Raw genomic sequence first — 25,746 nt, 5'->3', positions numbered from 1 at the left:
TTTTTGATGTGGCAGATTAGCGTCTTTAATGTTGTAAGATAAACCTTGTTATCGGCACACTACTATTGACCGCCAAATGGACATCATCAATCTGCTGATATTGATAATAAAAATGACTTGCAAAAGGAGCATGAATCAATTGGTGATTAAGGTCAATTTTCACAGATTTCATTTGCCAAACACCTTTCGCATACAGCTTTAAAGCAGACTCTTTTAACGTCCATAATTGCCAAAAAGCCGATAATGTATCGGTTTGCGCTATCATCCATTGATATTCATCATCATCAAAAAAGTTTTCTGCTACTTTTAAATAGTGTTTACGCTGGCGAGCAAGTTCAATATCTAAACCTACTTTACCGTTTAAAGATATCGCGACAGCTACCCTATCTTGGCTATGGCTGATATTAAAATCAGGAAGAGTTCGATCTAAAAAACATGGGCGACTATTTTCACCGATTACGATTGTTGGCAAGGTAGAGCAATGGCAATACTGATTAAGCAAATCTGCTAATATCGAACGACAGATTAAAAACTGTTTTTTACGTTGCCCATTCATCTGATTGGCATCGTTGATAATTTGCTCTGATAACAACGCATAATTAATTGTCGCCGTATTTAAATTGGCTAGTTGGACGATTAGCATAATTGAAAAACCAGTATTCATAAAAATTATTTTTTACTATTTTAACAGCATGCTATGCTAACTGTTATTAAAATTTCTCAGATAGCTAAGGATACATCATGTCATTACAAACCAAATTAGTGAATGCTGGTCGCAAAAAACGCTATACCCAAGGCGCTGTAAATTCGGTAATTCAGCGTGCTTCTTCATTAGTCTTCGACACTGTCGCTGCAAAAAAAGAAGCAACAGAAAATCGAGCCAAAGGGGCACTATTCTATGGACGCCGAGGCACATTAACCCACTTTTCACTTCAAGATGCCATGATTGAAATTGAAGGCGGAGCCGGATGTTATCTTTATCCATGTGGTGCAGCTGCAATTGCTAATGCCATTTTAGCTTTTGTAAAAACCGGGGATCATATCCTTGTATCCGAAGCCAGCTACGAACCAACTCAAGAATTTTGTAATCATATTTTAAAGGATCTTGGCGTCGAAACCGATTACTTTTCACCTTTAGTTGGTCGCTATATCAGTAACCATATTAAACCGAATACCAAAATCGTATTTTTAGAATCGCCAAGCTCCATTACCATGGAAGTGCATGATGTACCGGCCATCGTTAAAGCGATTCGCCATGTAAATCCTGATATTATCATTATGATGGATACGACTTGGGCTGCTGGTGTATTGTTTAAAGCCTTAGAGCATGATATTGATATCTCAATTCAGGCAGGCACAAAATATTTAATTGGTCATTCTGATGCAATGTTAGGTACCGCGGTTGCTAATGAAAGATGCTGGGATAGACTACGAGAACGTTCTTATTTAATGGGACAAATGTGCGATGCCGATACAGCTTATATGGCAGCACGAGGGTTACGCACCTTAGCTATCAGATTAAAACAACATCATGAAAGTGGATTAAAAATAGCAAAATGGTTGGCTAATCACCCGCAAGTTGCAACAGTGAATCACCCAGCATTAGAAAGTTGTAAAGGACATGAATTTTTTAAGCGTGATTTTACGGGAGCAAGTGGACTATTTTCTTTTATACTTCATGATCGCCTAAGTGATGTTCAACTTTCCGATTTTCTGGATAATTTAACCCATTTTTCTATGGCTTATTCATGGGGCGGATTTGAGTCATTAATTTTAGCCAATCAACCGGAAGAACTAGCTAAAATTAGACCTGTTTCGGGTATTAGTTTTACAGGCACACTCATCCGATTACATATCGGTCTTGAAGATCCTGAAGATTTAATTGCGGATCTTGCTGCTGGTTTAGAAAGAATCAATCAACATAATCATAAAGCAAATGCACTACAAAGCTTAGTATAATCAGGAAAAACATGGATAACCAAAGTCAACTCATGATTGATCAAACCATCACACAGACCATTTCAACATGTTTAAAAAAACACCGTAAGCTATTGGTAGCTTATAGTGGTGGGGTTGATTCCACTGTATTGCTACATGCACTAGTCAAATTGAAACAACAAGCTGATTTAGCAGTACGAGCCATTTATATTCATCATGGTTTAAGTCAAAATGCAGATAATTGGGCAAGCCATTGCCAACAACAATGCCAACAATGGGAAATCCCTTTTATTATTGAAAAGGTTAAGCTTGATACCTCGGCAGGCAATATTGAGGAACAAGCTCGACATGCTCGTTATCAAGCGATTTATCATCATTTGAAAAGCGATGAAATGCTATGCACAGCTCAACATCTTGATGACCAATGCGAAACGTTTTTGTTAGCTTTAAAAAGAGGAAGCGGTCCATCAGGGTTATCAGCCATGCCCGTTGAAAACCAACAACATCTTCGACCGTTACTCACTATTTCACGTAAACAAATAGAAGCGTATGCCAATTGGCATCAATTAACTTGGATAGAAGATGAAAGTAATCAAGATGACCATTATGATCGCAATTTTCTTAGATTAAATGTTTTGCCAATTATTGATCAACGTTGGCCTCAGTTTTCACAAATGGTTGCCCGAAGTGCATCGCTTTGCCAACAACAAGAAGCTTTAATTAACGAGCTGTTACTTAACGATTTTCATCAAGTATTAACCCAGCAAGGTCAGCTACGCTTGTCACCATTACGCGATTATTCAGAATATAAACGCAATGCCATTTTACGCATGTGGCTACGACATCAACACGTTATGATGCCTAGCCAAAAACAACTAGCACTTATTTGGCAAACCGTTGTTCAAGCAAAGAACGATGCTAATCCGCAATTCGTTTTACACCATAAGCAAATTCGCCGTTATCAAAATTTACTTTATCTATTGCCACTCTATAAAGATACTGAACTAGAAGTCATAAATTGGGATCTGACTTCACCTTTAGTTTTACCCGATCATATCGGTGAGTTACATGCTCTTTATCAAAATGATTTAACGTGTCGTCTACCGAACAGAGACGAACATATTACTGTACGCTTTCATGCTCAAGGACAACTTCAAATCGTTAATCGTCAAGGCTCAAGAGCAATCAAAAAACTATGGCAAGAAAACCATATTCCACCTTGGATGCGAACACGCATCCCTTTGATATATTATGATGAACAACTTATTTGCGCTGTCGGCGTGTTTGTGACTGACCAAGGAAAAGGTTCGCAAATTGATTTTCGTGTCACTTAGCACATAAGCCACTTGCTCATTATCAATCAGCTATCAAACCATTAAGGGACATTATCCATTGCCCCTTAAGTTAAAGGTTAACAAGCTAATTTTATTTTGTTTCTGCTCTTGGCTTCCAGCGTTTTAGTAATAATGCATTAGTCACCACACTAACACTACTTAAAGCCATAGCAGCGCCAGCAATCATTGGGTTTAAAAAACCAAATGCCGCTAATGGAATACCAATTAAATTATAGAAAAACGCCCAAAATAAGTTTTGTTTGATCTTATTATATGTTCGACGAGAAATATCAATAGCATCAGCGATAAGGTATAAATTACCTCGCATTAAGGTAATACTTGCTGTATGCATTGCCACATCAGTACCTGTTCCCATGGCAATGCCGATATCAGCGGCAGCCAACGCTGGCGCATCATTAATGCCATCCCCTACCATTGCTACTTGATTATTGGTGTTGGTATGGCTCTCTTTTTGCAATTGATATATATAGTTGGCTTTATCTTGGGGTAACACTTCGGCTATCACTTTATCTAAGTTTAATTGTTGACCCACATAATTTGCCGCTTGTTGATTATCACCAGTTAGCATGACAGTATTAACATGCAATTGATGTAATGCATCAATTGCATTTCTCGCTTCAGGTTTAATCACATCAGCAAAGCCAAATAAAGCAAGTATCACGACACTATCTTCAGCTTGTTGTTTAGCCAAAAATGAAATAGTGTACCCTTTACTGGTTAGCTCATCTATTTTATCATCCATGTTTACAAAATAGGCGTTTAACGATTTCATCCAACGCAAACTTCCTAAATAGTATTCGGTATTATCAATCGTTGCCATGACGCCCGATCCTGTTACTGATGTAATATTTTTCGCATAATCATATTGTTTAGCTTTAGATAACATAGCTTTTGCTAATGGGTGTTCACTACCAGCTTGCATCGATGCAGCAAGTGACAAAATCTGATCGGGTGTTTCAGTTCCAACGACATCGATTTCCACCAAGTCAGGTTTACCTTCTGTTAAGGTGCCTGTTTTATCAAATGCGACAGTGTTAACATTATGCAAGGTTTCTAAAGCTTCAGCATCTTTAATCAAAATACCTTGACGTGCAGCCACACCCGTGCCAACCATAATCGCTGTGGGTGTTGCCAATCCTAAAGCACATGGGCAAGCAATCACCAATACAGCAACGGCATGAAGTAATGCTTGTTGCCAATCATGATAAATAATTCCCCAAGCCAATAAGGTAATCAAAGCAATGATCAAAATGACTGGGACAAAAATTGCGCTGATACGATCGACAATTCGCTGAATAGGTGCTTTTTTAGCCTGTGCAGATTCGACCATTTCAATAATTTTAGACAGTTTTGAATCAGATTGGATAGCGGTAGTTTTGACGATTATCAGTCCTTCACCATTAATGGTACCACCCGTGACCACATCATTAACAGTTTTATTAACTGGAAAGCTTTCCCCTGTTAACATCGATTCATCACTACTGGATGCACCTTCCATAATAATACCGTCAACCGGAATACGTTCACCGGGTTTAATCACGACAATATCATTCACTTTAACTTGGCTAATCGGTAAACTAATTTCGTGATCCCCTTGTCTGACTAAAGCGACTTCAGGTCTTAATGCTGAAAGTGCTTCGATCGCTTGTGTGGTTTGATGTTTCGCTCTTGACTCTAACCATTTACCCACTAAGATTAAAGTTATAATTACAACAGATGATTCGAAATAGAGATGATCATAATGCCCTGTAATTAATTGATATAACGATAAACCATAAGCTGCACTGGTACCTATAGCCACTAATAAATCCATATTACCAGTGAAAGCTTTTAAAGCACTAAAACCACTTCGGTAAAATTTAGCACCAAGACCGAATTGAACAATCGAAGCCAGAATAAATTGTAACCATGCAGGCATCATTAAATGGAAACCAAATGGCTCTAATAACATTGGTAAAACAAAAGGAATAGCGAATAAAATGGACACCACAATCGGCCAAAGTGATGCTTGTTTTTCAGTATCTTTTGCATGTGTTTGCTGATCCGTCATTTTCACCGCATGATAACCTGCTTTGTCTACCGCTGACATCAGTGTTGCTAAATTAACATTTGAATTTGCTTTAACGGTTGCTTTTTCAGTCGCTAGATTCACGCTAACATCAATTACTCCATCAACCTTTTTAATCGCCTTTTCAACATGACTAACGCATGATGCGCAGCTCATATCTTCAACATAAAAATTATATTCAACTGTTTTCATTTGACGCATCCTTTGGTGATAGGGTTGTTAAGATTAAAAAACGTTCTCAACAAATTTTTTTGATTACTTAACAAATATTTTAATACTAATTATTCGAATAACAAGAATGCACTTTTTTGATATATACTATCCAAAAAGATACTATTGAGGCATTAAGTGAAAAATCATTTAGTTAAAACCTATAACAACGAGCAAAGCTTGGAATCTGTTATTCACTGTCCGGTTGAAACAACAATCAATATGATTGGAGGTAAATATAAATCATTAATTTTATGGAAACTGATGACAAACAAAACATTAAGATTTTCTCAGTTACGAAAAGAAATTCCTTGCGCCACACCAAAAATGTTAACTCAGCAGTTACGTGAACTCGAATCCAATCAATTAATCAACCGAAAAGTGTTTCCTGTCGTCCCACCAAAAGTAGAATATTCCTTAACAGATTTTGGCAAAAGTATTAAACCTGTACTAGAAGCAATGTATCAATGGGGAAGCCATTGTTTAAATCGCCAAGGGCTGAATATCAATTGTACAATGGCAGCAATAGCTGACCAACCTAAACAATAATCACTTTAATACAAGATGCTTTGCATCAATTACTTTTTCTTAGTGATCAAAAAGACAAGCAATAAATAAGAGGAAACAGCGTTATTACAACGCTGTTCATAATAGAAATTAATTACGTAATTTTTCTGGCCAATCGTTTTGAGTAGACACTATTAAATCTTTCACTACTCGTGGATTACCAGCCACAACATTACCAGATACCATATAATTATTACCACCGGCAAAATCGGTAATGACACCACCAGCTTCACGTAAGATGAGTTCACCTGCCGCAATATCCCAAGGTTTTAAACCGATTTCGAAAAATCCATCTAAACGACCTGCTGCCACATAAGCCAAATCTAATGCTGCTGAACCAGTGCGACGAAAATCACCGCATTTAGTAAATAATTTTTGTAAAACTGCAAAATAGCTATCGCTATATTGTTTCGCTTTAAATGGAAATGCAGTTGCCAGTATACTTCCATTTAAATCTTTAGCATTGCTGACACGAATACGATAGCCATTTAGCTGAGCACCTTTACCACGTGCAGCAGTATACAATTCATTGCTCATTGGATTATAAACCACTGCCACTTCGGTTTTACCTTTGACTCGAGCAGCGATAGACACAGCAAAATGTGGGATATTCTTAATAAAATTGGTGGTACCATCAATTGGGTCGATTATCCACTGCGTATCGGCATCGCTACCTTTAGCAAGACCACTTTCTTCAGCGATAATAGTATGATCTGGATACGCTTTTTTAATTGTTTCAATAATTAAAGCTTCAGCAGCACGATCTGCATTGGTTGCAAAATCGTTAGCACCTTTAGTATCAATTTCGATTGAACTAGGATTTTCATAAGCCTTAATGGCAACATTACCTGCTTTGCGAGCAGCACGAATAGCAATATTAAGCATCGGATGCATAATTTTCTTCCAATTGATGATGTTAAAGAACGGGTTGTTTTGGCAAACCTAAAAAGTGATACCAAAATTTACGGCATAGTATAAAGGTTTTATAAGCTTATTGCCAGATTATGTTGGGAATGTCAGCGATATTATTGATTTTGAGAAAAATAACGCAACATCCCAAATTCACCGCATTAAATAATGTTTTGATACGTTAATAATTTATCAAAGAGACTAGCTGCTACATAAATAATTCCTATCAACATATTATTCACTTATCACTAACATTATTTTTGATTTTCACCGTATGCATTGCTAAATAATTTTCACATATTACAAACTTATTTAATAAAACTTTATTAAAAGACGATACTTATAAACCATTATCGATGTAATTTGATACAATATATTTGCTATAAATTGTTATAAAGAGGAAAAAATGGATGAAGAAATTAATATTAATTTTATGCTTATTTTTTTCAGTAAACAACCCCATTTTTGCTGATGAAAATCAAGAACTTAATTATAAGGATGAGTACAGAAAAGCCACTATCCAAAATGATGCAGAAGCACAATTTCATGTAGGTTATATGTATGAAAAAGGCATTGAAGTTGAGCAAAGTTATACCAAAGCAGCTCAATGGTATGAAAAAGCCGTAAAACAAAATAATGAAAATGCCTCAGTTTATTTAGGTTCCTTATATTTGAATGGTTTAGGCGTCACTCAAAATTTAGATAAAGCAAAAAAACTGATTGAAAAAGGCGCATTGAACGGTAACAGTAGTGGCGAGTTTTATATGGGACTTTTTTATGATTTAATTGCTCAAAAGCCAAAAGCAAAAGGAATCGAATCCAATTTAAAAAATGACGCAATCAATCAAAATTATATCATGGCTAGAAAGTGGTATGAAAAAGCATTAAAGCATGGAGAACCAGCTGCGGCCGGAAATCTTGGTGTTTTGTATGAAGCTGGAAGAGGTGTCAAACAAGATGACGTCAAAGCAAGAAAGTATTATGAACAAGCCGTAAAAGGAAATGCCATTGTTTCAAATAATAATTTGGCTAACTTTTATTATCTTGGAAAAGGTGGATTGAAACAAGATTACGTAAAAGGTAGAAAATTAGATGAAAAAGCAGCGAAAAAAGGTTACGTTGAGTCACAATTCAAATTAGGTTGGCTATATTTTAACGGAAACGGCGTTAAACAAGATTATCGGCAAGCCCAAAAATGGTTTGAACTGGCTGCTGAACAAAATCATGGTGAATCACAATACTATTTAGGACTTATTTATCAACAAGGACTGGGACGAGAAAAAGACATTAACACAGCTAAACATTATTTTAAGCTGTCTTGCCAAAATACTGGCGATGAAGACGCCTGCCAATTACAATAATCATACGTTGTATTGTTATTCAGTCGATAAAATCACCTTGATTTTTCTCTTCATCAGTCGTTATCATTAAGGTGATTTTGTCCTATTTTAAGTACAAAATAAAAGAATATTTATCATGATTGACCAACTGCAATTTGTGAGCAATAGAGTTAGTATTCTGGCAATTTTCCTGACAGTTAGTTAATCTATTTAATCCACACTATTGTTACTTTTTTCATCGCATACTTGGCTTTCTAGTCGCTTTAAATTGGGAATTATTGCATAATACACGACGTATAAATTACCGAACTTAACTTAGGAATTATTATGGAACTTCTTTGTCCAGCAGGTTCATTGCCATCACTTAAAATAGCCATCGATAATGGTGCTGATGCCGTTTATATTGGTTTAAAAGATGATACCAATGCGCGTCATTTTGCTGGTTTAAATTTCAATGAGAAGCGATTAATTGAAGCCGCTGATTATGTACATAAACGTGGTAAAAAATTGCATATTGCGATAAATACTTTTGCACATCCTGAAAATTTTCAGCGTTGGCAACATGCGGTTGATACCGCGGCTAACATTGGTGCTGATGCGTTAATTATTGCTGATCTTGCTATGCTTGATTATGCTGCCGAAAAGTACCCTAATCTTGAACGCCATGTTTCCGTTCAGGCCTCATCAACCAATGAAGAGTCAATCAAGTTTTATTATAATAATTTTCAGGTTCATCGTATTGTATTGCCTCGTGTTCTGTCGATGCATCAAGTTAAACAGTTATCAAAAGTTTCTCCCGTCCCTTTAGAAGTTTTTGCCTTCGGTAGTTTATGTATAATGGCTGAAGGTCGTTGCTATTTATCGTCTTATTTAACAGGTGAATCACCTAATACGGTTGGGGCATGTTCTCCAGCTAAATTTGTGCGATGGGAAGAGACTGACAAAGGTCTTGAATCTCGTTTGAATAACGTATTGATTGATTGTCATAAAAAAGGTGAAAATGCCGGTTATCCAACCCTATGTAAAGGACGTTATTTTGTTGGAGAACAGCTTTATCATCCAATTGAAGAACCAACCAGTTTAAATACCATTGAGCTATTACCCGAGTTATTTGCTGCCAATATTGCATCGGTCAAAATTGAAGGGCGTCAACGCAGTCCAGCTTATGTTGAGCAAGTAACCAAAGTATGGCGACAAGCAATTGACCGTTATAAAGCAAACCCACAATCATTTCAAGCTGAACAACATTGGATGGATACATTAGGCTCTGTGTCGGAAGGAACACAAACGACATTGGGTGCTTATCACCGTAAATGGCAATAATTGAATATTTTAGACTTTAAATTCATATTATTGGAAAAGACACTTATTAAAAATAAAGTGGCATTACTTTAATTTATATTGTTGAATTTATTTAATAAAATATCATTTTAAATGATTTGATAAATGATCTAACATAAATCAATATAGTGAGCAAAACTATGAAATATGCATTAGGCCCAGTGCTTTATTATTGGCCTAAAACCGAAACAGAAGCTTTTTATCATGCGGCAAAAGAAAGTGAAGCCGATATTATTTATATGGGCGAAACAGTTTGTACTAAACGCCGTGAAATGAAAGTCCCTAACTGGCTTGAATTAGCTAAAGAAGTCGCTAAATCAGGAAAACAAGTGGTGCTTTCAACGTTGGCTTTGCTTGAAGCTCCATCTGAATTAAATGAATTAAGATTACTCGTTAATAATGGCGATTTTTTAATTGAAGCCAATGATTTAGCTGCAATTAATATCGCTCAGGAAAATAAATTACCTTTTGTTGCCGGCCCTGCAATTAATTGCTATAACGCATACACGTTAAAATTATTACAAAAACAAGGTATGGTACGTTGGTGTATGCCCGTTGAACTTTCTCGGGATTGGTTAGCAAATGTACTAAATCAATTTGATAGTCTCAATATCGAGCGAAATTTTGACGTTGAAGTTTTCAGTTACGGTTACCTGCCGTTAGCCTATTCAGCTCGTTGTTTTACGGCACGTTCAGAAGATAAACCAAAAGATAAATGCGAAACATGTTGTATCAAATACCCTGTTGGGCGTGAAGTGTTTTCACAAGAACAACAAAAAGTGTTTGTTCTAAATGGGATCCAAACACAAAGCGGTTATTGCTATAATTTAGGTAATCAACTCAAAGAGATGAAAGGATTAGTTGATATTGTTCGTATTTCACCACTTGGGTTGGAAACATTGGATATTGTGAAACAGTTTAGAGCGAACGAAGAAGGATTAAATCCGCTACATATAGAGCATAAACGAGACTGTAATGGGTATTGGAATGGAATTGCAGGACTTGAACTTAACCAGTAAAAAGTTTTCTCATCAAAAGTTTAGAGCAGAATTTCCTGCTCTGAACAATGAAAACGTGTATCTTGATTCAGCCGCAACATCACTCAAGCCCCAAGCGATGATCGATGCGACGCTGGAATATTATGCACACAATACTGCAACTGTTAAACGCAGTTTGCACCCTAATGCCTTACAAGTGACTGAAATAATAAATCAAGCTCGGCAAAATGTCGCTGATTGGATTAACGCTTCAACGAGCAGTGAAATTATTTGGACAAGTGGTACGACCGAATCCATTAATCTTATTGCACAAAGCTATGCTCGACCTTTGCTAAAAGCAGGTGATGAGATTATTGTCAGTGAATTAGAGCACCATAGCAATTTATTGCCATGGCTAATTGTTGCAGAGCAAACGGGAGCCAAAGTAATTAAATGGTCATCGGTTATTGATGATCTGACTTCACTTCTATCAGAATGCACAAAAATTGTCGCCATTACACAAATGTCCAATGTGACAGGATTTTGTCCGGATTTAGCAGCGATTAGCCAAATCGTTCACCAATATAATGCCATTTTAGTGGTGGATGGTGCTCAAGGTATTGTTCATCATCCCATTGATGTTGATAAACTTGATATTGATTTTTATGTGTTTTCAGCGCATAAATTATATGGTCCAACAGGACTCGGTGTATTATATGGTAAACAAATTTTGCTTGAGACTATGCCCGTTTGGCATGGTGGAGGTAAAATGCTAAAAAGTGTCTCTTTCGATCACTTTATACCTGAGCAACATCCGTATAAATTTGAAGCAGGCACACCCAATATCGCCGGAATGCTAGGCTTTAATGCAACGTTTGAATGGCTAAAACGTTGGGATTTTAATCAAGCACAATTATATACCGAACAATTAGCCGATTATGCAAAATCACAACTTAGTAAACTAACCAATATTCAATTTTACAGTGTAAATAATAGTTCAATCATCACATTTAATATCCACAATATTCATCATAATGATATTGCTATCTTATTAAGTGAACAAAACATTGCAATACGCACTGGTGAACTTTGTGCTCAACCATTAATGCAAAAGCTAGGTTGCCAAGGTGTCATTCGTCTTTCATTGATGCCTTATAATAACAAACAAGATATCGACCGTTTTATAATTGCATTACAACATGCTATACAAATCTTGGATTAATTGTATTATCACCAGCTTTTGTTAACTTTAAATATTTATCATTATGTAAACGACAAATAGGTCTATATTATGCTATCGCAGCAAACATTAACGGAATTATTATTGAAACAACAAAACTGGCAAGATCGTTATCGGCAAATCATTGCGTTATCAAAACAATTGCCTGACTTTCCAGCCGATTTAAAAACAGATAGTAACCAAGTCAATGGTTGTGAAAATCGAGTTTGGCTTACTTTTCAAAAACAAGCTGATGATACTTTTATTTTTCAAGGTGATAGTGAGGGTCGAATTGTTAAAGGGTTACTCGCAATTTTACTTATCATTGCAAATCATAAAACAGCGAAGCAAATTCAGGCTATCGATTTTCAGTTTGAATTAAGTAAACTTAAAATTACCGACGAGCTTAGTCAATCTCGCCTAAAAGGATTAGATAAATTAATAGAGCGAATTCAATCAGTTAATTAGAATAATAAAAGGGCGAAATATCTTTCCGCCCTTTCATCGATTTCACTTTTTACTTATCTAAATAAGTAAAAAGTGTGATAACTTTTTTAACACCAGCTACTTTACTGGCAACAACTGCAGCAGCTTTACCCTCTTCAGGTTTGACAATACCAATTAAAAAAACTTCGCCATTTTCGGTAACGACTTTAATATTTCTGGCTTTTGTTGCCGAATTTAAGACTAATTGTGATTTAACTTTGGTTGTAATCCATGCGTCATTGGTAATGGTTCCTGCACCAACAGACTCACCGATACGAATTTGATTAAATACTTTTTTGACACCTTCAACTTCATGAGCAAGATTTTCGGCTTTCATACTCTGTTCATTATTTGCTTGTCCGGTTAAAAGAATATTACCGTCATAAGCACTCGTTGAAATACGTGAACCAATAAAAGCTGATGTATTTTCTTTTAATTTCATACCCATTCGTGAATTCAGCGTTGTATCATCAACTTGAGTCCCGGTTGTACGCGGATCTGAAGCAACTTTGGCTGTAGCCGTTGCACCGGCTCCAATTACCGCAGCAACACAGCCTTGTAACATCAATGAGCCAGACATTAATATTACCGTTAAGGCAATTTTTCTCATTATAACTCCTTCATTTATGGCTTAGTAATGTGTAACTGATGACAAAATAAATTGATTTTATTATGCCTTGCACAAAGTAATTTGCAAAACAATTTTACTGTTATTCACAATAATTATTGTTTATTTTTTTAAAAATAATAAACGAAAAACAGTAAAACAGACTGACGTCTATTTAAAAAATCTGTTATCTTTATACACTAAACTATGTATTGATATTTTATAGGCTAATATGGAACAGGATTATATTGATTGGCTATATGGTTTGTCAGCGCCAATGGTAATATTAAATAAAAGATATGGAGCAAGCTATACCTCACCTTTTTTTTATCCTAACGATGATTTTATAGATTTGAAAGAGAGTTGGGAAATAGATTCTCGGGAAACTTTACTTGATTGCGTTTTCACCATGATTGATGATGGACATGCACCATTATTATCTGAATTCTATTCTAAATATTCTCAATTGTCTGAATTTGATTGGCTCAGCTTTTATGAACGTCAAACTGATTATCATAAAGTGATACTTAAATTTGTTGAGCAAACATTTCCTATCTGTAATATTGCAGGAATTCGTAGTTGGGATTATACCCGGATGGCCTATCTTCTACGACTTGGCACGACGAATAAATATGTCACTGAAGAAGAATGTTTATGGATTTTGCATAGAATTGGGTTACGTTCAACATACTTTTATCAATCTTGGCAACACTACCTTGTTAGTTGGTTTATTGGTTTACAATATTGGAATAATTTACAGATTAAAGACGATTTAGAAAAATTACGCTGTGAATTATCCCGTCCATCTAAAGTAACATCCATGGCAAATTTATATGAAGACAAACAAGCACCCTTTAACCGGTTACCATGGTTTATTGATATTGAGAAATTTGAAAAGCCAGAATCATTAAGGGAGTATGATTGGTTATGAATGAACATATTTGGCAACTACTCGAAATAGAAAAAACGACGGATACTGTCGCAATACGTCAAGCCTATCGAGCCAAGTTACCCTTTTATCATCCCGAAACAGACCCGATTGGATTTAAAGCTTTACGTGAAGCTTATGAGTTTGCAATACAGTATGCACAGTCAACCGAACAAATGGATGGGCAATCACAACAAGAATCACAAGAGCAAGCAGTCAATCACCCCCTTACAGAAAAACAAATCAAAGAAAATGAAATTTATACTGCTTATCAAGCACTTTTGAACGATCCACAACGGTGTTTTAACGCCGATGAATGGCAAAAATTTATTAGTTCATTTTACGATTACCCAATGGCAATCATTGATTCGGTAAAATGGCGTCTATTAGAAATAAGTTATGAAGCAAGCAATGTATCAAACGCTTGTATCAAACTGTTAGCGGATAATTTGCGTTGGCGCCAACAACTGAAAATACAATCTCCCAATCAATCTGAAAGGTATGATATCTTTTTAAATCATATTGAGAGTGAAGATTTATTTGACTATACCCTGTTACCCACCACAAACAGAGCCCTGCAAGATGCAACGATAAATTATATCGATTATGCCAAATGGTTATTTTACGAACGTAGAAGTAGTGATCTTTATGACTTTTTATCACAAGATACCGTCATCTATTTACCCAATGATAAAAGCTTAATGCTTCAATTTGCTAATTGGCACTGCGTTGCAAGAATACCTAATCAAACCTTATTAGATTATGCGTTGAAATGCATCACTCAAGATGATCAAGATGAACATATCAATATCGAATGGAAATATATTGCAGCAATTCAATATACTATGCTTGATAAAAAACATGAGTCTTTACAGGCTTGGCTTGATCTTTATAACTCAGGTCATTATCAAGAAAAAGCAGCCAGTTGGATAGCGGGCTGGTGCTCACATTATGCTAGTGATTATTTTCCATTGTTAATTATCGCATTGAATAACTCTTATTGTATCGCTGCAGAAACATCAGAAACTTACCTTTACGCAGTTCCTCAGTTAACAGCAACAACGGTTGCACGACTAGCACAAATTGATCCTGATGAGTATTCCCCTGAAATTGCAAGTTTTATCAAATGGTCGTTAAATGTGAGTTGGAATTATCGTCAAATTCTTGCACTGTTGTTACTTGATGACGGTACTAATCGTTTATATCGCTTATATCGTCATGCCATTATGTTACGACATGGTAATCAAACTTTATTACAACAAATTATTGATGAACAGAGTAAAGATGACTTTGAGTATTTTATTCTACAAAATTTACAACGCCAAGCTCGGCAACATTTAACATGGCTTGAACAAATTCCACCCGTCAAAGAATTTAAAGCTTGGCTGTATGATAGTGATGAAAATACGCCCATTCCAGATAAATTTGATCCTAACTTGAATGGGTACGAACAATACTATGGTCGTTTATGGTTGGATAGATTCGATGCCATTCCGGAGCGTGCCAAAAAACATCTTGATAATTTTTCGCGTTATGCAAATATAGAGATGTTTGACTGGTTTATTTTCTTAGAATCTGAACATTATTACCAGTTTCCAACTCCACCTGATTCATCGTGTGATAAAAACGTTTATTGGGAGTGGTATCGTCAATTTATTTTAACGATGGCTATAATTAATCAACCCTACGAAACAGCAAAATATCTTCGAAAAGAAAATATTACGTTTAAATTAACCGATGATGATCTAATGCTTCCAGTGATTAATATTTTCAAATATGGAAACTGGCAAAATAAAACTGAGCTCTATAATTTAATGGATAATAATAGTGGGTTAATCAATAGTATTTTAATCAATTACCCAGATTCAATCGAATCTGATATAGACTATCCTGAAAAAATTGATTTAAAAGATATCGAAAATAAAATCGAACAATTGTGGCAAACCAAATTTGCCAATCAAAACCCTTATTATTTAATGATATTAAATGCCATTTTGTTATATAAACCTGAACAAAATCTGAAATTACAACAAGCGTTAAATAAAATTGCAGGTGATAATGGTGATTTACAAAAAATCGCAAATTCGCTCGAAAAACAGTGGTTATTTCCATCTTCAGTAAATAAAGATAAATATCAACATAATGATCTAACGGCTAGAATAATATATCTTAAAGAATGTTTAGCCAACTACTGTGGTCTAATTGAAGAAGATGATATCGAGATGTTAGAAGGGCTAAAAAATCATTCAGACAATAATATGATATTACGCTTATGTGCCGCCTTACTTTTAGCTAGAAATCGTGAAAATCAAAAACAAGTTGATGCATTATCTCTACCTGAAAATAAATGGTGGCAATTTTGGCGTTTAGATGGACGAACAAATCGTAAAGGATTTTGTAAACAAATTTTTTATAGTCTGTTCATTATTGGTTTTTCTGCCTTATTTCTTGATAGATATTTGTCCGACTCATCAATATATAACGAAGTTTCAAAATTTGCTTATATGATTTCGGGAATAAATATTGTTTTCGCATTAAAACGACGTGCAAATGATAGTTATTTAGGTGAACCAAGTTACTTCATTATTTATACCCTATTTTTACTGATATTAATACCTTTCTGGAAACCTAGTTATAAAAAAAATAACCGATATGGACCGCCTGTGAAGGAATAGATAAACTAGTGTATAAACTTCCCCTTTTATATCAATAATAAAAGGGGAGAAGTTTATAAATACTACTTTGAATAATTATCTATCAAGATCTTTAAGTTCAGACTCAATATCACAACGAAACTCATTAATTTCATCTGGATTTTGACGATTTAATACATCAAGAAATGCTTCAAGATAAGATCCAATTAAATGACGTTCATCACCAAGTGATTGCGCCCATGCACGTTCCAATCTAGCTAATAATGTACGATTTTGCATTTGATCTCGGGGATGAATTTTCAGTGATTTTAAACGTTCATGACTTTCCTGTTTTTGTTGTTCTGTTAACCCTATCGGGCTATGATCGATTACCTTGCCGTGTTGCTTACCTGTTTCAAGTACCACAACATCGACCTCTAATAATCCATTTAAATCATAACTGAAACGAATATCAATCCCTTGTTTTTTTTCCATAGGCGTCAAAGGAACTTCAAACTCATCAATTAACACATTGTTTTCAACACGTGGATTTTCGCCTTGATAAACAGCTATAGAAATCAATTTTTGTTGTGGACGACTAGTATAAAAAGTCTTCACTTTGGAAGTTGGTACAATTGTATTGCGTTCAATAATGGGGGAAAATAAGCCATGAACATTATCCGACGCACTTTCAATACCTAATGTGTAGGGACAAACATCGGTCAAAATAACTTCTTCCACATCTTTATTACGCAATCGACAAGCTGCTTGTACTGCAGCACCTTGTGCCACAATAGTGGTCGGATTAATATGGCGATAAGGTAATTTGCCAAATAATTTGGTAACCAGTTCACGCACAACGCCCAATTGAGACGAACCACCCACTAACACAATATGTTCTAGTTGATTCGGCTTCAACCGAGCGTCACTTAACGCTTGCTCGATCGGTGCTCGAAGGCGATTTAATAATGGCAACCAAATCATTTTAGCTCGATTTTCGTTAAGCTCAAATTGCCACTCTTTATCTTGCCAAAACCAAGTTAAATGTTGCATCTGTTCGCCGTTTAACTTGCATTTTAACTGTTCAGCTAAATCAAGTAATCTGGCATAATCATCGGCTGAAACATCTTGCTGTTTAATATTCCATTCACTTAAGCAAGCTTTAACAATATCATGAGTAAAATCTTCTCCCCCTAAATAATTATCGCCCGCCGAAGCATGGACTTCGATAATTGGCATAGAGTATTCAAGTACGGTGACATCAAATGTCCCCCCACCCAAATCAAAAACTAATGTATTACCGGATTGTTCATCATGCAAGCCATATGCCATGGACGCTGCAGTTGGTTCATTAATTAAACGTACCGCGTTTAATCCAGCAAGTTCAGCTGCAAAACGGGTTTGTTTGCGCTGCTCATCATTAAAATAAGCAGGGACAGAAATCACCACATCATGAATGTTTTGTTTTAGAAAAGCTTCAGCATCAGCTTTTAAAGATTTTAGGACAATTGCAGAAAGTTCTGTTGGCGTAAACTTCTTATCGCCTAATTCAAAAACTTTATTCGATCCTAAAAAACGTTTAAATGCTGATGCACTCTGATTGGGATGAGTTGTTAATCGTGATAACGCTGCTCGACCAACTAAAATGGAGCCATCTTCATCAATACTTATTGCTGATGGTGTTACCACTTCTCCAATTGCGTTGGGAATCAGCGTCGGTTTACTATCTTGCCAAACACAAATTAAGCTGTTTGTTGTACCTAAATCAATACCTATTGGGGGATGCATAAATCGTCTATTCTCTTATGTGCTTAAATATTATTAGTTATTAAAAATTTTTAACGCAGTATCATATACTGCGTTACTATTTTAATGACAATTTTGTCTGATTAAAATAATCAGTATACTTTATTGTTTAAAATTGAAGATTAGTATTATGATTTTTATCATAATAATTAATTATTTTATTTCACCTCAGTAATTTGACTGACTAGAATCCCTTCTTTTAACCTTGTCGTGATACATTCACCCACTTTCATTTGTTGACTATTACAAATTACTACATCATGTTGGTTAGTAGTAATTGAATAACCCCGCTCCAACGTTGCCAGCGGACTTAAATTATTAAGTTGTGAGGTTTGTAAAACAAATTGATGTTGCAACATTGCTAATTTTTGTTTAATCATATTAATCAGTTGCTGTTGCTTTTGATATAATGTCTGACCATAAAACGTGATGCGATATTCTGGCGAAACACTCAATAATTTTCTATCTAATCGATTATATTGATTAGTAAGTTTAAGCAAATGTTGCTGAATATTTTCATATAACGCGTGTCGATAAGTAATGAGTCGATTTAATTGTTGAGATAGCTTTGCTTGGGGATGTTCCGCCTGAAGTCGATGAAACCATTTATTCAATATTTCGCGTTGTCTTGTTAAGTAATAATCCATCGCCATCGATAAATGTTGTTCTTGTATCTGAATTCGCCGAATCTGTTCTTTATTGTCATGACTAACAAGCTCTGCGGCAGCGGAAGGCGTCGCTGCTCTCACATCAGCAACAAAATCAGCTATTGTGAAGTCAATTTCATGTCCAACTGCACTTACAATAGGTAGTTGACTAGCAAATATCGCTCTTGCAACCACTTCTTCATTGAATGACCAAAGATCTTCAAGCGATCCACCGCCTCGCCCGACAATCAACACATCACACTCTTGACGTGCATTTGCTATTTGGATCATCTTGGCTATTTGACCAGCAGCTTCTGTACCTTGAACTTGGGTCGGATAAATGATTAGCTGTAAACTGGGATCCCGGCGTTTTAAAATCTGACAAATATCATGCAATGCCGCCCCAGTTGCTGAGGTAATAATACCAACAGTACGAATATTTTCTGGTAAACTTTTTTTATAGATAGGATCAAAGAGTCCTTCATCAGATAGTTTTTGTTTTAATTGCTCAAATTTTTGTTGCAGTAATCCTGCACCAGCCGGTTGCATTTTATCAATGACTAATTGATATTCTCCACGAGCTTCGTACAATGTCACCATCGCTCGAACTAAAACTTGTTGCCCATTTTGTGGTGTAAACCCCGTTCGAAAATTACTATTTCGAAACATCGCACAACGCACTTGGGCAGCATCATCTTTAAGCGTAAAATACCAATGCCCTGAAGATGGACGAGAAAAATTCGAAATTTCGCCAACTAACCAAATTTGACCAATCGCATCAGAAAGTAGATCTTTGACCATTTGATTAAGATCTTTTACCGATAAAATCGAATTATTCAACATGTACTCATCCTTCTTAATGATACTAAAAATTTATGTTAAATCGAATTCTGCCCAAATTGGTGCATGATCAGACGGTTTGTCCATGGCTCGAATATCATAATCAATGCCAGTTTGTTGACAATAGGGTAACAATTTTTGACTAGCTAAAATTAAATCGATGCGCAGTCCAGTATAGGTATCAAAACCTTTAGATCGATAATCAAACCATGAATAGTCTTGCTCGGTTGGATGTGCATGACGATAAGTATCGATAAAGCCTAATGACATTAAATTACTCATCCACTCCCGCTCTTCGGGTAAAAATGAACATTTACCAGTTCGTAACCAACGTTTACGACTATCATCAGAAATACCGATATCTAAATCGGTTGGGCAAATATTCATATCTCCCATTATCAAGGATAACTGATTACTCAATTGATGTTGGCGTAAATAATCAATCAAATCATGATAAAACTTACGTTTGGCAGGATATTTAACTTCATGATGCAAACTTTCACCTTGTGGAAAATAGCCATTTATCACGGTTAAATTTCCTTGGTTGGTCGGTAACTCTGCCATAATTAAACGGCACTGAGCATCATCACTATCGGTTGGAAAGCCACACTGCACTGATATTGGTTTTTGTTTGGTTAATAACGCAACACCATAATGCCCTTTTTGACCATGATAATGTAAGTGATAACCAAATTGTGCTAACTCTTCGACAGGAAATTGATCATTGTGAACTTTGGTTTCTTGTAAACCAATAATGTCGGGCTGATGTTTATCAATAATTGCGGCTAACTGATGAATGCGTGCACGCAGGCTATTAATATTAAATGAGATAACTTTCATGATAAATTTATTATATTCGATTTGATGTTTAGATTTAACCATGCTATCAAAAATACGATATACTGTTAAGCTATTACAGTAAAAGCTACCATTTGTGATAAAGGAATCACCGAATATGACAACGGAATTACTTAAACTACGCGATAATATTGATGAGGTCGATAAATCAATCTTATCACTTATTACTCAGCGATTAGCCTTAGTCGAAGAAGTTGGCGAAGTAAAAAGCAAATATGGTATTCCAATTTATGATCCTAAGCGTGAAGCTGAGATGTTAGCAAAAAGACGGCAAGAGGCAGAAAATTTAGGTATTTCTCCAGCGCTAATCGAAGATATATTACGGCGACTAATGCGAGAGTCTTATACTAGTGAAAACGACAAAGGTTTTAAAAAAGTTTATAAAGGACGAGGGTCAATTGTTATTATCGGTGGCAATGGACAAATGGGGCGATTATTTGCTCGATTATTTACGCTTTCAGGTTATGAGGTAAAAACATTAGGCTCAAAAACTATGCATCAAGCCTCGCAGATAGTTGCCGATGCCGCTGCAGTTATTGTGACCGTACCAATAAATAAAACCTGTCAAATCATTCAACAATTACCTACTATACCTAAAAATTGTATATTAACCGATTTTACATCTATCAAAGTAAAACCGCTTCAAGCCATGTTAGAAAAACATCCAGGCCCTGTCGTTGGATTACACCCTATGTTTGGTCCTGATGTGCCTAATTTAGCGAAACAAATTATAGTGTATTGTGAAGGAAGAGAGCCAGAAAAATACCAATGGTTTATCGATCAAATGCGAATTTGGGGGGCAAACTTATGTGCTATAAGTGCCAAAGAGCATGACAAATGCATGTCATTTATCCAAGCATTACGCCATTTCACCTCTTTTTCCTATGGGGTTAATTTACAACGCGAGCAAGCAGATTTAGAACAATTAATTGCGTTATCTTCACCTATATATCGCCTTGAATTAATGATGGTCGGAAGGCTATTTGCTCAAGACCCTGAACTTTATGCCGATATTATTATGGCATCAGACGATAATATTGAATTGATTAAACGTTATTATCATTGTTTTGGGCAAATGGTCAACTTGATTGAGCAACGCGACAAAGGTAAATTTGTTGAGAATTTTAATCAAGTTACAAAATGGTTTGGTAGCTATGCACAACGTTTTATCAAAGAAAGCCAAGTTTTATTAAAATTCGCTAATGATAATAGAGAATAATTTTATTATGCATAAATATAACATCCGACATCATTAATTATAATTAGCACAAAAATCTTATGTAATTATTTATCAATAAAATTATTATTAGAAATAAAATTTAGTATGAGGAAATAAAATGTCTAATCGAAAATATTTTGGTACTGATGGGATACGAGGTAAAGTTGGACAATATCCTATCACTCCCGATTTTGCTCTTAAATTAGGTTGGGCAGCTGGACGCATATTAGCTAAAGATGGTGTGAAAAAAGTCTTAATCGGAAAAGATACGCGTATATCAGGCTATATGCTTGAATCAGCACTTGAAGCTGGTTTTGCGTCTGCCGGTGTTGCTACTGCCTTTACCGGACCAATGCCAACGCCTGCTATCGCTTATTTAACTCGTACTTTTCGAGCTGATGCCGGTATTGTCATTTCTGCTTCACATAATCCTTTTTACGATAATGGTATTAAATTTTTTTCTACCGAAGGAAAAAAACTTGCTGATTCGATTGAATTAGAAATTGAAGCAGAATTAGAAAAAGATATAGATTGTGTCGAATCCAAACAATTAGGACGTGCTAGCCGTATTACTGATGCAGCAGGCCGTTATATCGAATTTTGTAAAAGCACCTTTGATCATGAGCTAAGTCTATCGGGTCTGAAAATTGTAGTCGATTGTGCGAATGGCGCAACCTATCATATTGCGCCAAAAGTATTGCGTGAGCTCGGCGCAAAAGTCATCAAAATTGGCTGTGAACCTGACGGCGTTAATATTAATGAAAATTGTGGTGCTACTGATGTTAGAGCATTGTCAAAACGAGTTATTGATGAACAAGCAGATTTAGGTTTTGCATTAGACGGGGATGGTGATCGCATTATAATGGTTGACCATGAAGGTCGAAAAATTGATGGCGATCAGATTATTTATATCATTGCTCGCGAAGCACTCAGACAAGGTCAACTAAAAGGTGGCGTTGTCGGTACATTAATGAGTAATATGGGACTGGAAATAGCACTTAAAAACCTTGGCATACCTTTTGCCCGTGCTAAAGTTGGTGACCGTTATGTTCTTGAAAAGCTTATTGAGAAGAAATGGCGTTTAGGGGCTGAAAACTCAGGTCATGTTTTGTTATTAGACAAAACAACAACTGGCGATGGAATTATTGCTGGTCTACAAGTTTTAAGTGCTATGGTTCGCAACGATATGTCTTTATCAGATTTATGTAGTGGCATGATAATGTTACCTCAAGTATTAATTAATGTTCACTATACCGAAAAAAGTGATCCATTAAAAAATTCAGCAGTAAAACTAGCAATAGAGCAAGTTGAAAAAGAACTTGATGGTAACGGGCGGGTATTAATTCGCAAATCTGGAACAGAACCTCTCATTAGAGTAATGGTTGAAGGCAGTGAAGAAGCCGAAGTACAAAAATTGGCAGAACGTATTGCACTAGCTGTTAAAGCTTAAAAATAATATTTTTTATATGTAATAATAAGTTTTTAATAAGTCAATACGTTTAATGAGTTTATTAAGCAAGCTCTGTTTATTTACAATTTTTTAGTAAAAAGTGTTGAATTTATTTATTTTGTTAATAATTTGTTGACTTTATATAGGTAATTGGGTTTAAAATACTAGCTTAGGGTTATTACAGCGATTGTCTATACCTTTTAATATAGATAAAACATTGTAATATTTTTTATTTTTAGGAATAAGTAAGAAGGTTATATGGCAGTTTCCTCTCCGGCTTCGCCACAGGCTTATATCAAGCACCATCTTGAAAACTTACAAGTAGGTTCAGGTTTTTGGACCTTTAATCTTGATTCATTGTTTTTTTCAATTTTTCTTGGTGTTATTTTCTTGTGGATTTTTCATCGTGTTGCCAAAAAAGCAACAAGTGGGGTACCAGGTAAATTACAATGTGCTGTCGAGATGATCTTTGAATTTGTTAATAATACTGTCAAAGACATGTTCACTGGTCAAAACAAGCTCATTGCACCGTTAGCATTAACGGTATTTATTTGGGTCTTTTTTATGAATCTCATGGATCTTATCCCGGTTGATTTCCTCCCTTACGCAGGACAATATTTAGGTTTATCTCATTTGAGAGTAGTGCCAACAGCAGATGTCAGCATTACTATGTCAATGGCTTTAGGCGTCTTTATTTTAATTATTTTCTATTCTATCAAGTACAAAGGAATTTCAGGGTTTATCAAAGATTACACCCTTCATCCTTTTAATCACTGGGCTTTTGCACCAATCAATTTAGTACTTGAACTTGTCGGTCTATTAGCTAAACCACTATCTTTAGGTCTACGACTTTTCGGTAATATGTATGCAGGTGAACTTATTTTCATCTTAATTGCGGCATTAATACCTTGGTGGTCACAATGGGTATTATCTTTACCGTGGGCCATTTTCCATATTTTAATTATTACGTTACAAGCTTTTATTTTTATGGTGTTGACGATTGTTTATTTAGCAATGGCATCGACAACGGAAGAACATTAATTTCAATATTTTTTATATTAAACTGGAGTATATAATGGAAATTTTATATGTAGCCGCAGGCATAATGATGGGATTAGCTGCTGTAGGAGGCGCAATTGGTATCGGTATACTAGGTGGTAAATTCTTAGAAGGTGCAGCACGTCAACCGGAATTAATCCCTATGTTACGAACTCAATTTTTCATTGTTATGGGGCTAGTGGATGCGATCCCAATGATTTGTGTGGGTATTGCGCTTTATATCATCTTTGCTGTTGCCGGCTAATAAAAATCTAAGAGGAATCGTCTCATGAATATGAACGCAACTCTCCTCGGCCAAGCAATTACATTTGTATTGTTTGTTTGGTTCTGTATGAAGTTTGTTTGGCCTCCTGTTATCGCTGCGATTGAAAAACGTCAAAAAGAGATAGCTGATGGTCTTGCTTCAGCAGAAACAGCAAAAAAAGATTTGGAACTAGCCAAAGCAAATACATCTGACTTAATGCAACAGGCTAAGGTTGAGGCTAATGCAATTATAGAGCAAGCCAATAAACGCAAAGCAATTATTCTTGAAGAAGCACAACAAGAAGCAATTCGAGAAAAAGAACGAATTGTTGCGCAAGGATTTGCTGAAGTAGAGGCTGAACGTAAACGAGCTAAAGAAGAGCTTAAACAACAAGTCGCTACACTTGCTATTGCTGGTGCAGAAAAAATTATTGAACGCTCTGTTAATGAAGCCGCAAATAGCGACATCATTGATAAACTCGTAGCTGAATTATAAGGAGACTAGAGCAATGGCAGACTTAATTACAATTGCTCGCCCTTATGCTAAAGCTGCTTTCGAGTTTGCGGTAGAAAAAAACAATATCGAATCATGGCATAAAATGCTAATGGTAACATCTCAAGTTAGTCAAAACGAACAAATACGTAGTATTTTGACATCTGACATGAAAGCCGATTCGGTTGCAAACTTACTCATCAATATCTGTCAAGATGTATTAGATGAGTTTAGTACAAATTTTATTAAGATTATGTCTGAAAACAAACGGTTATCTCTTCTTCCCGAAGTGCTTACACTGTTTGAACAATATTGTTTAGAGAGAGAAGCGCAAGCAGATGTCGATGTCATTTCGGCACAAGCACTGTCTAACGAACAACTTGATAAGATTTCTATCGCTGTCGAAAAACGTTTATCACGAAAAGTAAAACTAAAATGTCATATTGATCCATCGCTCATTTCTGGTTTTATTATTCGTACGGGCGATATGGTTATTGATAGTAGTATCAGAGGGCGTTTAACAAGATTAAATGACGCTCTACAGTCTTAAGGG

General features: G+C 35.7%; 23 protein-coding genes. 16 read left to right on the top strand and 7 right to left on the bottom strand.

The features are described from left to right. Positions 1–25: 25 nt before the first annotated feature. A complete protein-coding gene (locus ACGH6R_RS07445; protein WP_411599296.1) occupies positions 26–664 on the bottom strand; it encodes a 4'-phosphopantetheinyl transferase family protein in 639 nt (212 codons plus the stop codon). A 77-nt stretch (positions 665–741) separates the two neighbouring features. Between ACGH6R_RS07445 and metC the strand changes: the two genes are divergently transcribed. Together metC and tilS are read left to right on the top strand one after the other, a co-directional pair. After that, positions 742–1,959 (top strand): cystathionine beta-lyase, encoded by a 1,218-nt coding sequence (gene metC / locus ACGH6R_RS07440; protein WP_411599295.1) that lies wholly within the window; start codon positions 742–744, stop codon positions 1,957–1,959. Positions 1,960–1,991: 32 nt separating this feature from the next. Next, positions 1,992–3,272, top strand: a complete 1,281-nt coding sequence (gene tilS / locus ACGH6R_RS07435; RefSeq protein ID WP_411599382.1) for a tRNA lysidine(34) synthetase TilS — start codon at positions 1,992–1,994, stop codon at positions 3,270–3,272. Between the two features lie 91 nt (positions 3,273–3,363). Here the strand turns inward: tilS and ACGH6R_RS07430 are convergent, their stop codons facing one another. Next, complete coding sequence (locus tag ACGH6R_RS07430) at positions 3,364–5,553, bottom strand: heavy metal translocating P-type ATPase (RefSeq protein WP_411599294.1); 2,190 nt, start codon at positions 5,551–5,553, stop codon at positions 3,364–3,366. Between the two features lie 240 nt (positions 5,554–5,793). Here ACGH6R_RS07430 and ACGH6R_RS07425 point away from each other — a divergent pair, with 240 nt between their 5' ends. Continuing rightward, entirely contained in the window at positions 5,794–6,120 is a 327-nt protein-coding gene (locus ACGH6R_RS07425; protein WP_081299091.1) for a winged helix-turn-helix transcriptional regulator, read from the top strand. Positions 6,121–6,228: 108 nt separating this feature from the next. On the opposite strand, the gene suhB is transcribed toward ACGH6R_RS07425, so the two are convergent. Beyond that, positions 6,229–7,032, bottom strand: a complete 804-nt coding sequence (suhB, locus tag ACGH6R_RS07420; RefSeq protein WP_411599293.1) for an inositol-1-monophosphatase — start codon at positions 7,030–7,032, stop codon at positions 6,229–6,231. 425 nt (positions 7,033–7,457) lie between these two features. Between suhB and ACGH6R_RS07415 the strand changes: the two genes are divergently transcribed. The 5 genes from ACGH6R_RS07415 to ACGH6R_RS07395 all read left to right on the top strand — a co-directional run bounded on the left by ACGH6R_RS07415 (position 7,458) and on the right by ACGH6R_RS07395 (position 12,392). Continuing rightward, positions 7,458–8,408, top strand: coding sequence for a tetratricopeptide repeat protein (locus ACGH6R_RS07415; protein WP_411596745.1), 951 nt, complete (start codon positions 7,458–7,460; stop codon positions 8,406–8,408). Between the two features lie 306 nt (positions 8,409–8,714). Continuing rightward, entirely contained in the window at positions 8,715–9,710 is a 996-nt protein-coding gene (locus tag ACGH6R_RS07410; RefSeq protein ID WP_255556881.1) for a peptidase U32 family protein, read from the top strand. A 158-nt stretch (positions 9,711–9,868) separates the two neighbouring features. After that, positions 9,869–10,747 (top strand): U32 family peptidase, encoded by an 879-nt coding sequence (locus ACGH6R_RS07405; RefSeq protein WP_411596746.1) that lies wholly within the window; start codon positions 9,869–9,871, stop codon positions 10,745–10,747. Beyond that, positions 10,716–11,927, top strand: a complete 1,212-nt coding sequence (gene csdA / locus ACGH6R_RS07400) for a cysteine desulfurase CsdA (protein WP_411599292.1) — start codon at positions 10,716–10,718, stop codon at positions 11,925–11,927. The genes ACGH6R_RS07405 and csdA overlap by 32 nt, the downstream gene beginning before the upstream one ends. Before the next feature lie 69 nt (positions 11,928–11,996). Continuing rightward, positions 11,997–12,392: a SufE family protein gene (locus ACGH6R_RS07395; protein ID WP_267350271.1), complete on the top strand. Its 396-nt coding sequence runs from the start codon at positions 11,997–11,999 to the stop codon at positions 12,390–12,392. Between the two features lie 49 nt (positions 12,393–12,441). Here ACGH6R_RS07395 and dolP read toward each other — a convergent pair whose 3' ends face one another. Continuing rightward, positions 12,442–13,020 carry a division/outer membrane stress-associated lipid-binding lipoprotein gene (gene dolP, locus ACGH6R_RS07390; RefSeq protein ID WP_267358932.1) on the bottom strand — a complete coding sequence of 193 codons (579 nt, stop codon included), beginning with the start codon at positions 13,018–13,020 and terminating at the stop codon, positions 12,442–12,444. Between the two features lie 229 nt (positions 13,021–13,249). Here dolP and ACGH6R_RS07385 point away from each other — a divergent pair, with 229 nt between their 5' ends. After that, complete coding sequence (locus tag ACGH6R_RS07385) at positions 13,250–13,948, top strand: DUF1266 domain-containing protein (RefSeq protein ID WP_411599291.1); 699 nt, start codon at positions 13,250–13,252, stop codon at positions 13,946–13,948. After that, positions 13,945–16,620, top strand: coding sequence for a hypothetical protein (locus tag ACGH6R_RS07380; RefSeq protein ID WP_411599290.1), 2,676 nt, complete (start codon positions 13,945–13,947; stop codon positions 16,618–16,620). The genes ACGH6R_RS07385 and ACGH6R_RS07380 overlap by 4 nt, the downstream gene beginning before the upstream one ends. 75 nt (positions 16,621–16,695) lie before the next feature. Here ACGH6R_RS07380 and ACGH6R_RS07375 read toward each other — a convergent pair whose 3' ends face one another. The 3 genes from ACGH6R_RS07375 to xthA form a co-directional block, all read right to left on the bottom strand. Further along, on the bottom strand, positions 16,696–18,366 hold the full coding sequence (locus ACGH6R_RS07375) for an Hsp70 family protein (protein WP_411599289.1): 1,671 nt from the start codon (positions 18,364–18,366) through the stop codon (positions 16,696–16,698). Positions 18,367–18,542: 176 nt separating this feature from the next. Continuing rightward, positions 18,543–19,874, bottom strand: coding sequence for an exodeoxyribonuclease VII large subunit (gene xseA / locus ACGH6R_RS07370; RefSeq protein WP_411599288.1), 1,332 nt, complete (start codon positions 19,872–19,874; stop codon positions 18,543–18,545). A gap of 30 nt (positions 19,875–19,904) precedes the next feature. Then, positions 19,905–20,711, bottom strand: coding sequence for an exodeoxyribonuclease III (xthA, locus tag ACGH6R_RS07365; RefSeq protein WP_411599287.1), 807 nt, complete (start codon positions 20,709–20,711; stop codon positions 19,905–19,907). A 115-nt stretch (positions 20,712–20,826) separates the two neighbouring features. Between xthA and tyrA the strand changes: the two genes are divergently transcribed. The 6 genes from tyrA to atpH all read left to right on the top strand — a co-directional run bounded on the left by tyrA (position 20,827) and on the right by atpH (position 25,743). Beyond that, positions 20,827–21,948: a bifunctional chorismate mutase/prephenate dehydrogenase gene (tyrA, locus tag ACGH6R_RS07360; protein WP_411599286.1), complete on the top strand. Its 1,122-nt coding sequence runs from the start codon at positions 20,827–20,829 to the stop codon at positions 21,946–21,948. 118 nt (positions 21,949–22,066) lie between these two features. Beyond that, positions 22,067–23,398, top strand: coding sequence for a phosphoglucosamine mutase (glmM, locus tag ACGH6R_RS07355; RefSeq protein ID WP_267358943.1), 1,332 nt, complete (start codon positions 22,067–22,069; stop codon positions 23,396–23,398). A gap of 258 nt (positions 23,399–23,656) precedes the next feature. Next, positions 23,657–24,439: a F0F1 ATP synthase subunit A gene (gene atpB / locus ACGH6R_RS07350; RefSeq protein WP_065558537.1), complete on the top strand. Its 783-nt coding sequence runs from the start codon at positions 23,657–23,659 to the stop codon at positions 24,437–24,439. Positions 24,440–24,473: 34 nt separating this feature from the next. Then, a complete protein-coding gene (atpE, locus tag ACGH6R_RS07345) occupies positions 24,474–24,701 on the top strand; it encodes a F0F1 ATP synthase subunit C (RefSeq protein WP_370632135.1) in 228 nt (75 codons plus the stop codon). A 24-nt stretch (positions 24,702–24,725) separates the two neighbouring features. After that, a complete protein-coding gene (atpF, locus tag ACGH6R_RS07340; protein ID WP_065558535.1) occupies positions 24,726–25,196 on the top strand; it encodes a F0F1 ATP synthase subunit B in 471 nt (156 codons plus the stop codon). Between the two features lie 13 nt (positions 25,197–25,209). Continuing rightward, positions 25,210–25,743: a F0F1 ATP synthase subunit delta gene (gene atpH, locus ACGH6R_RS07335; RefSeq protein WP_267350255.1), complete on the top strand. Its 534-nt coding sequence runs from the start codon at positions 25,210–25,212 to the stop codon at positions 25,741–25,743. Positions 25,744–25,746: the final 3 nt, after the last annotated feature.

Source organism: Gilliamella sp. CG13 (assembly GCF_046635805.1).
GTDB lineage: Bacteria > Pseudomonadota > Gammaproteobacteria > Enterobacterales > Orbaceae > Gilliamella > Gilliamella apicola_I.
The sequence above is the reverse complement of the archived record's forward strand: the minus strand, read 5'-3'. Positions and strand labels throughout refer to the sequence as shown.

Bases quoted from the DNA above. Each gene is read 5' to 3' on its own strand.
- ACGH6R_RS07430 (WP_411599294.1), bottom strand. From the start codon at position 5,553: ATGAAAACAGTTGAATATAATTTTTATGTTGAAGATATGAGCTGCGCA.
- ACGH6R_RS07385 (WP_411599291.1), top strand. From the start codon at position 13,250: ATGGAACAGGATTATATTGATTGGCTATATGGTTTGTCAGCGCCAATG.
- atpB (WP_065558537.1), top strand. From the start codon at position 23,657: ATGGCAGTTTCCTCTCCGGCTTCGCCACAGGCTTATATCAAGCACCAT.
- atpH (WP_267350255.1), top strand. From the start codon at position 25,210: ATGGCAGACTTAATTACAATTGCTCGCCCTTATGCTAAAGCTGCTTTC.
- xseA (WP_411599288.1), bottom strand. From the start codon at position 19,874: ATGTTGAATAATTCGATTTTATCGGTAAAAGATCTTAATCAAATGGTC.
- ACGH6R_RS07445 (WP_411599296.1), bottom strand. From the start codon at position 664: ATGAATACTGGTTTTTCAATTATGCTAATCGTCCAACTAGCCAATTTA.
- csdA (WP_411599292.1), top strand. From the start codon at position 10,716: ATGGAATTGCAGGACTTGAACTTAACCAGTAAAAAGTTTTCTCATCAA.
- glmM (WP_267358943.1), top strand. From the start codon at position 22,067: ATGTCTAATCGAAAATATTTTGGTACTGATGGGATACGAGGTAAAGTT.
- suhB (WP_411599293.1), bottom strand. From the start codon at position 7,032: ATGCATCCGATGCTTAATATTGCTATTCGTGCTGCTCGCAAAGCAGGT.
- dolP (WP_267358932.1), bottom strand. From the start codon at position 13,020: ATGAGAAAAATTGCCTTAACGGTAATATTAATGTCTGGCTCATTGATG.
- ACGH6R_RS07375 (WP_411599289.1), bottom strand. From the start codon at position 18,366: ATGCATCCCCCAATAGGTATTGATTTAGGTACAACAAACAGCTTAATT.
- ACGH6R_RS07425 (WP_081299091.1), top strand. From the start codon at position 5,794: ATGATTGGAGGTAAATATAAATCATTAATTTTATGGAAACTGATGACA.
- metC (WP_411599295.1), top strand. From the start codon at position 742: ATGTCATTACAAACCAAATTAGTGAATGCTGGTCGCAAAAAACGCTAT.
- ACGH6R_RS07405 (WP_411596746.1), top strand. From the start codon at position 9,869: ATGAAATATGCATTAGGCCCAGTGCTTTATTATTGGCCTAAAACCGAA.
- ACGH6R_RS07380 (WP_411599290.1), top strand. From the start codon at position 13,945: ATGAATGAACATATTTGGCAACTACTCGAAATAGAAAAAACGACGGAT.
- ACGH6R_RS07395 (WP_267350271.1), top strand. From the start codon at position 11,997: ATGCTATCGCAGCAAACATTAACGGAATTATTATTGAAACAACAAAAC.
- tilS (WP_411599382.1), top strand. From the start codon at position 1,992: ATGATTGATCAAACCATCACACAGACCATTTCAACATGTTTAAAAAAA.
- xthA (WP_411599287.1), bottom strand. From the start codon at position 20,711: ATGAAAGTTATCTCATTTAATATTAATAGCCTGCGTGCACGCATTCAT.
- ACGH6R_RS07415 (WP_411596745.1), top strand. From the start codon at position 7,458: ATGAAGAAATTAATATTAATTTTATGCTTATTTTTTTCAGTAAACAAC.
- tyrA (WP_411599286.1), top strand. From the start codon at position 20,827: ATGACAACGGAATTACTTAAACTACGCGATAATATTGATGAGGTCGAT.
- atpF (WP_065558535.1), top strand. From the start codon at position 24,726: ATGAATATGAACGCAACTCTCCTCGGCCAAGCAATTACATTTGTATTG.
- ACGH6R_RS07410 (WP_255556881.1), top strand. From the start codon at position 8,715: ATGGAACTTCTTTGTCCAGCAGGTTCATTGCCATCACTTAAAATAGCC.
- atpE (WP_370632135.1), top strand. From the start codon at position 24,474: ATGGAAATTTTATATGTAGCCGCAGGCATAATGATGGGATTAGCTGCT.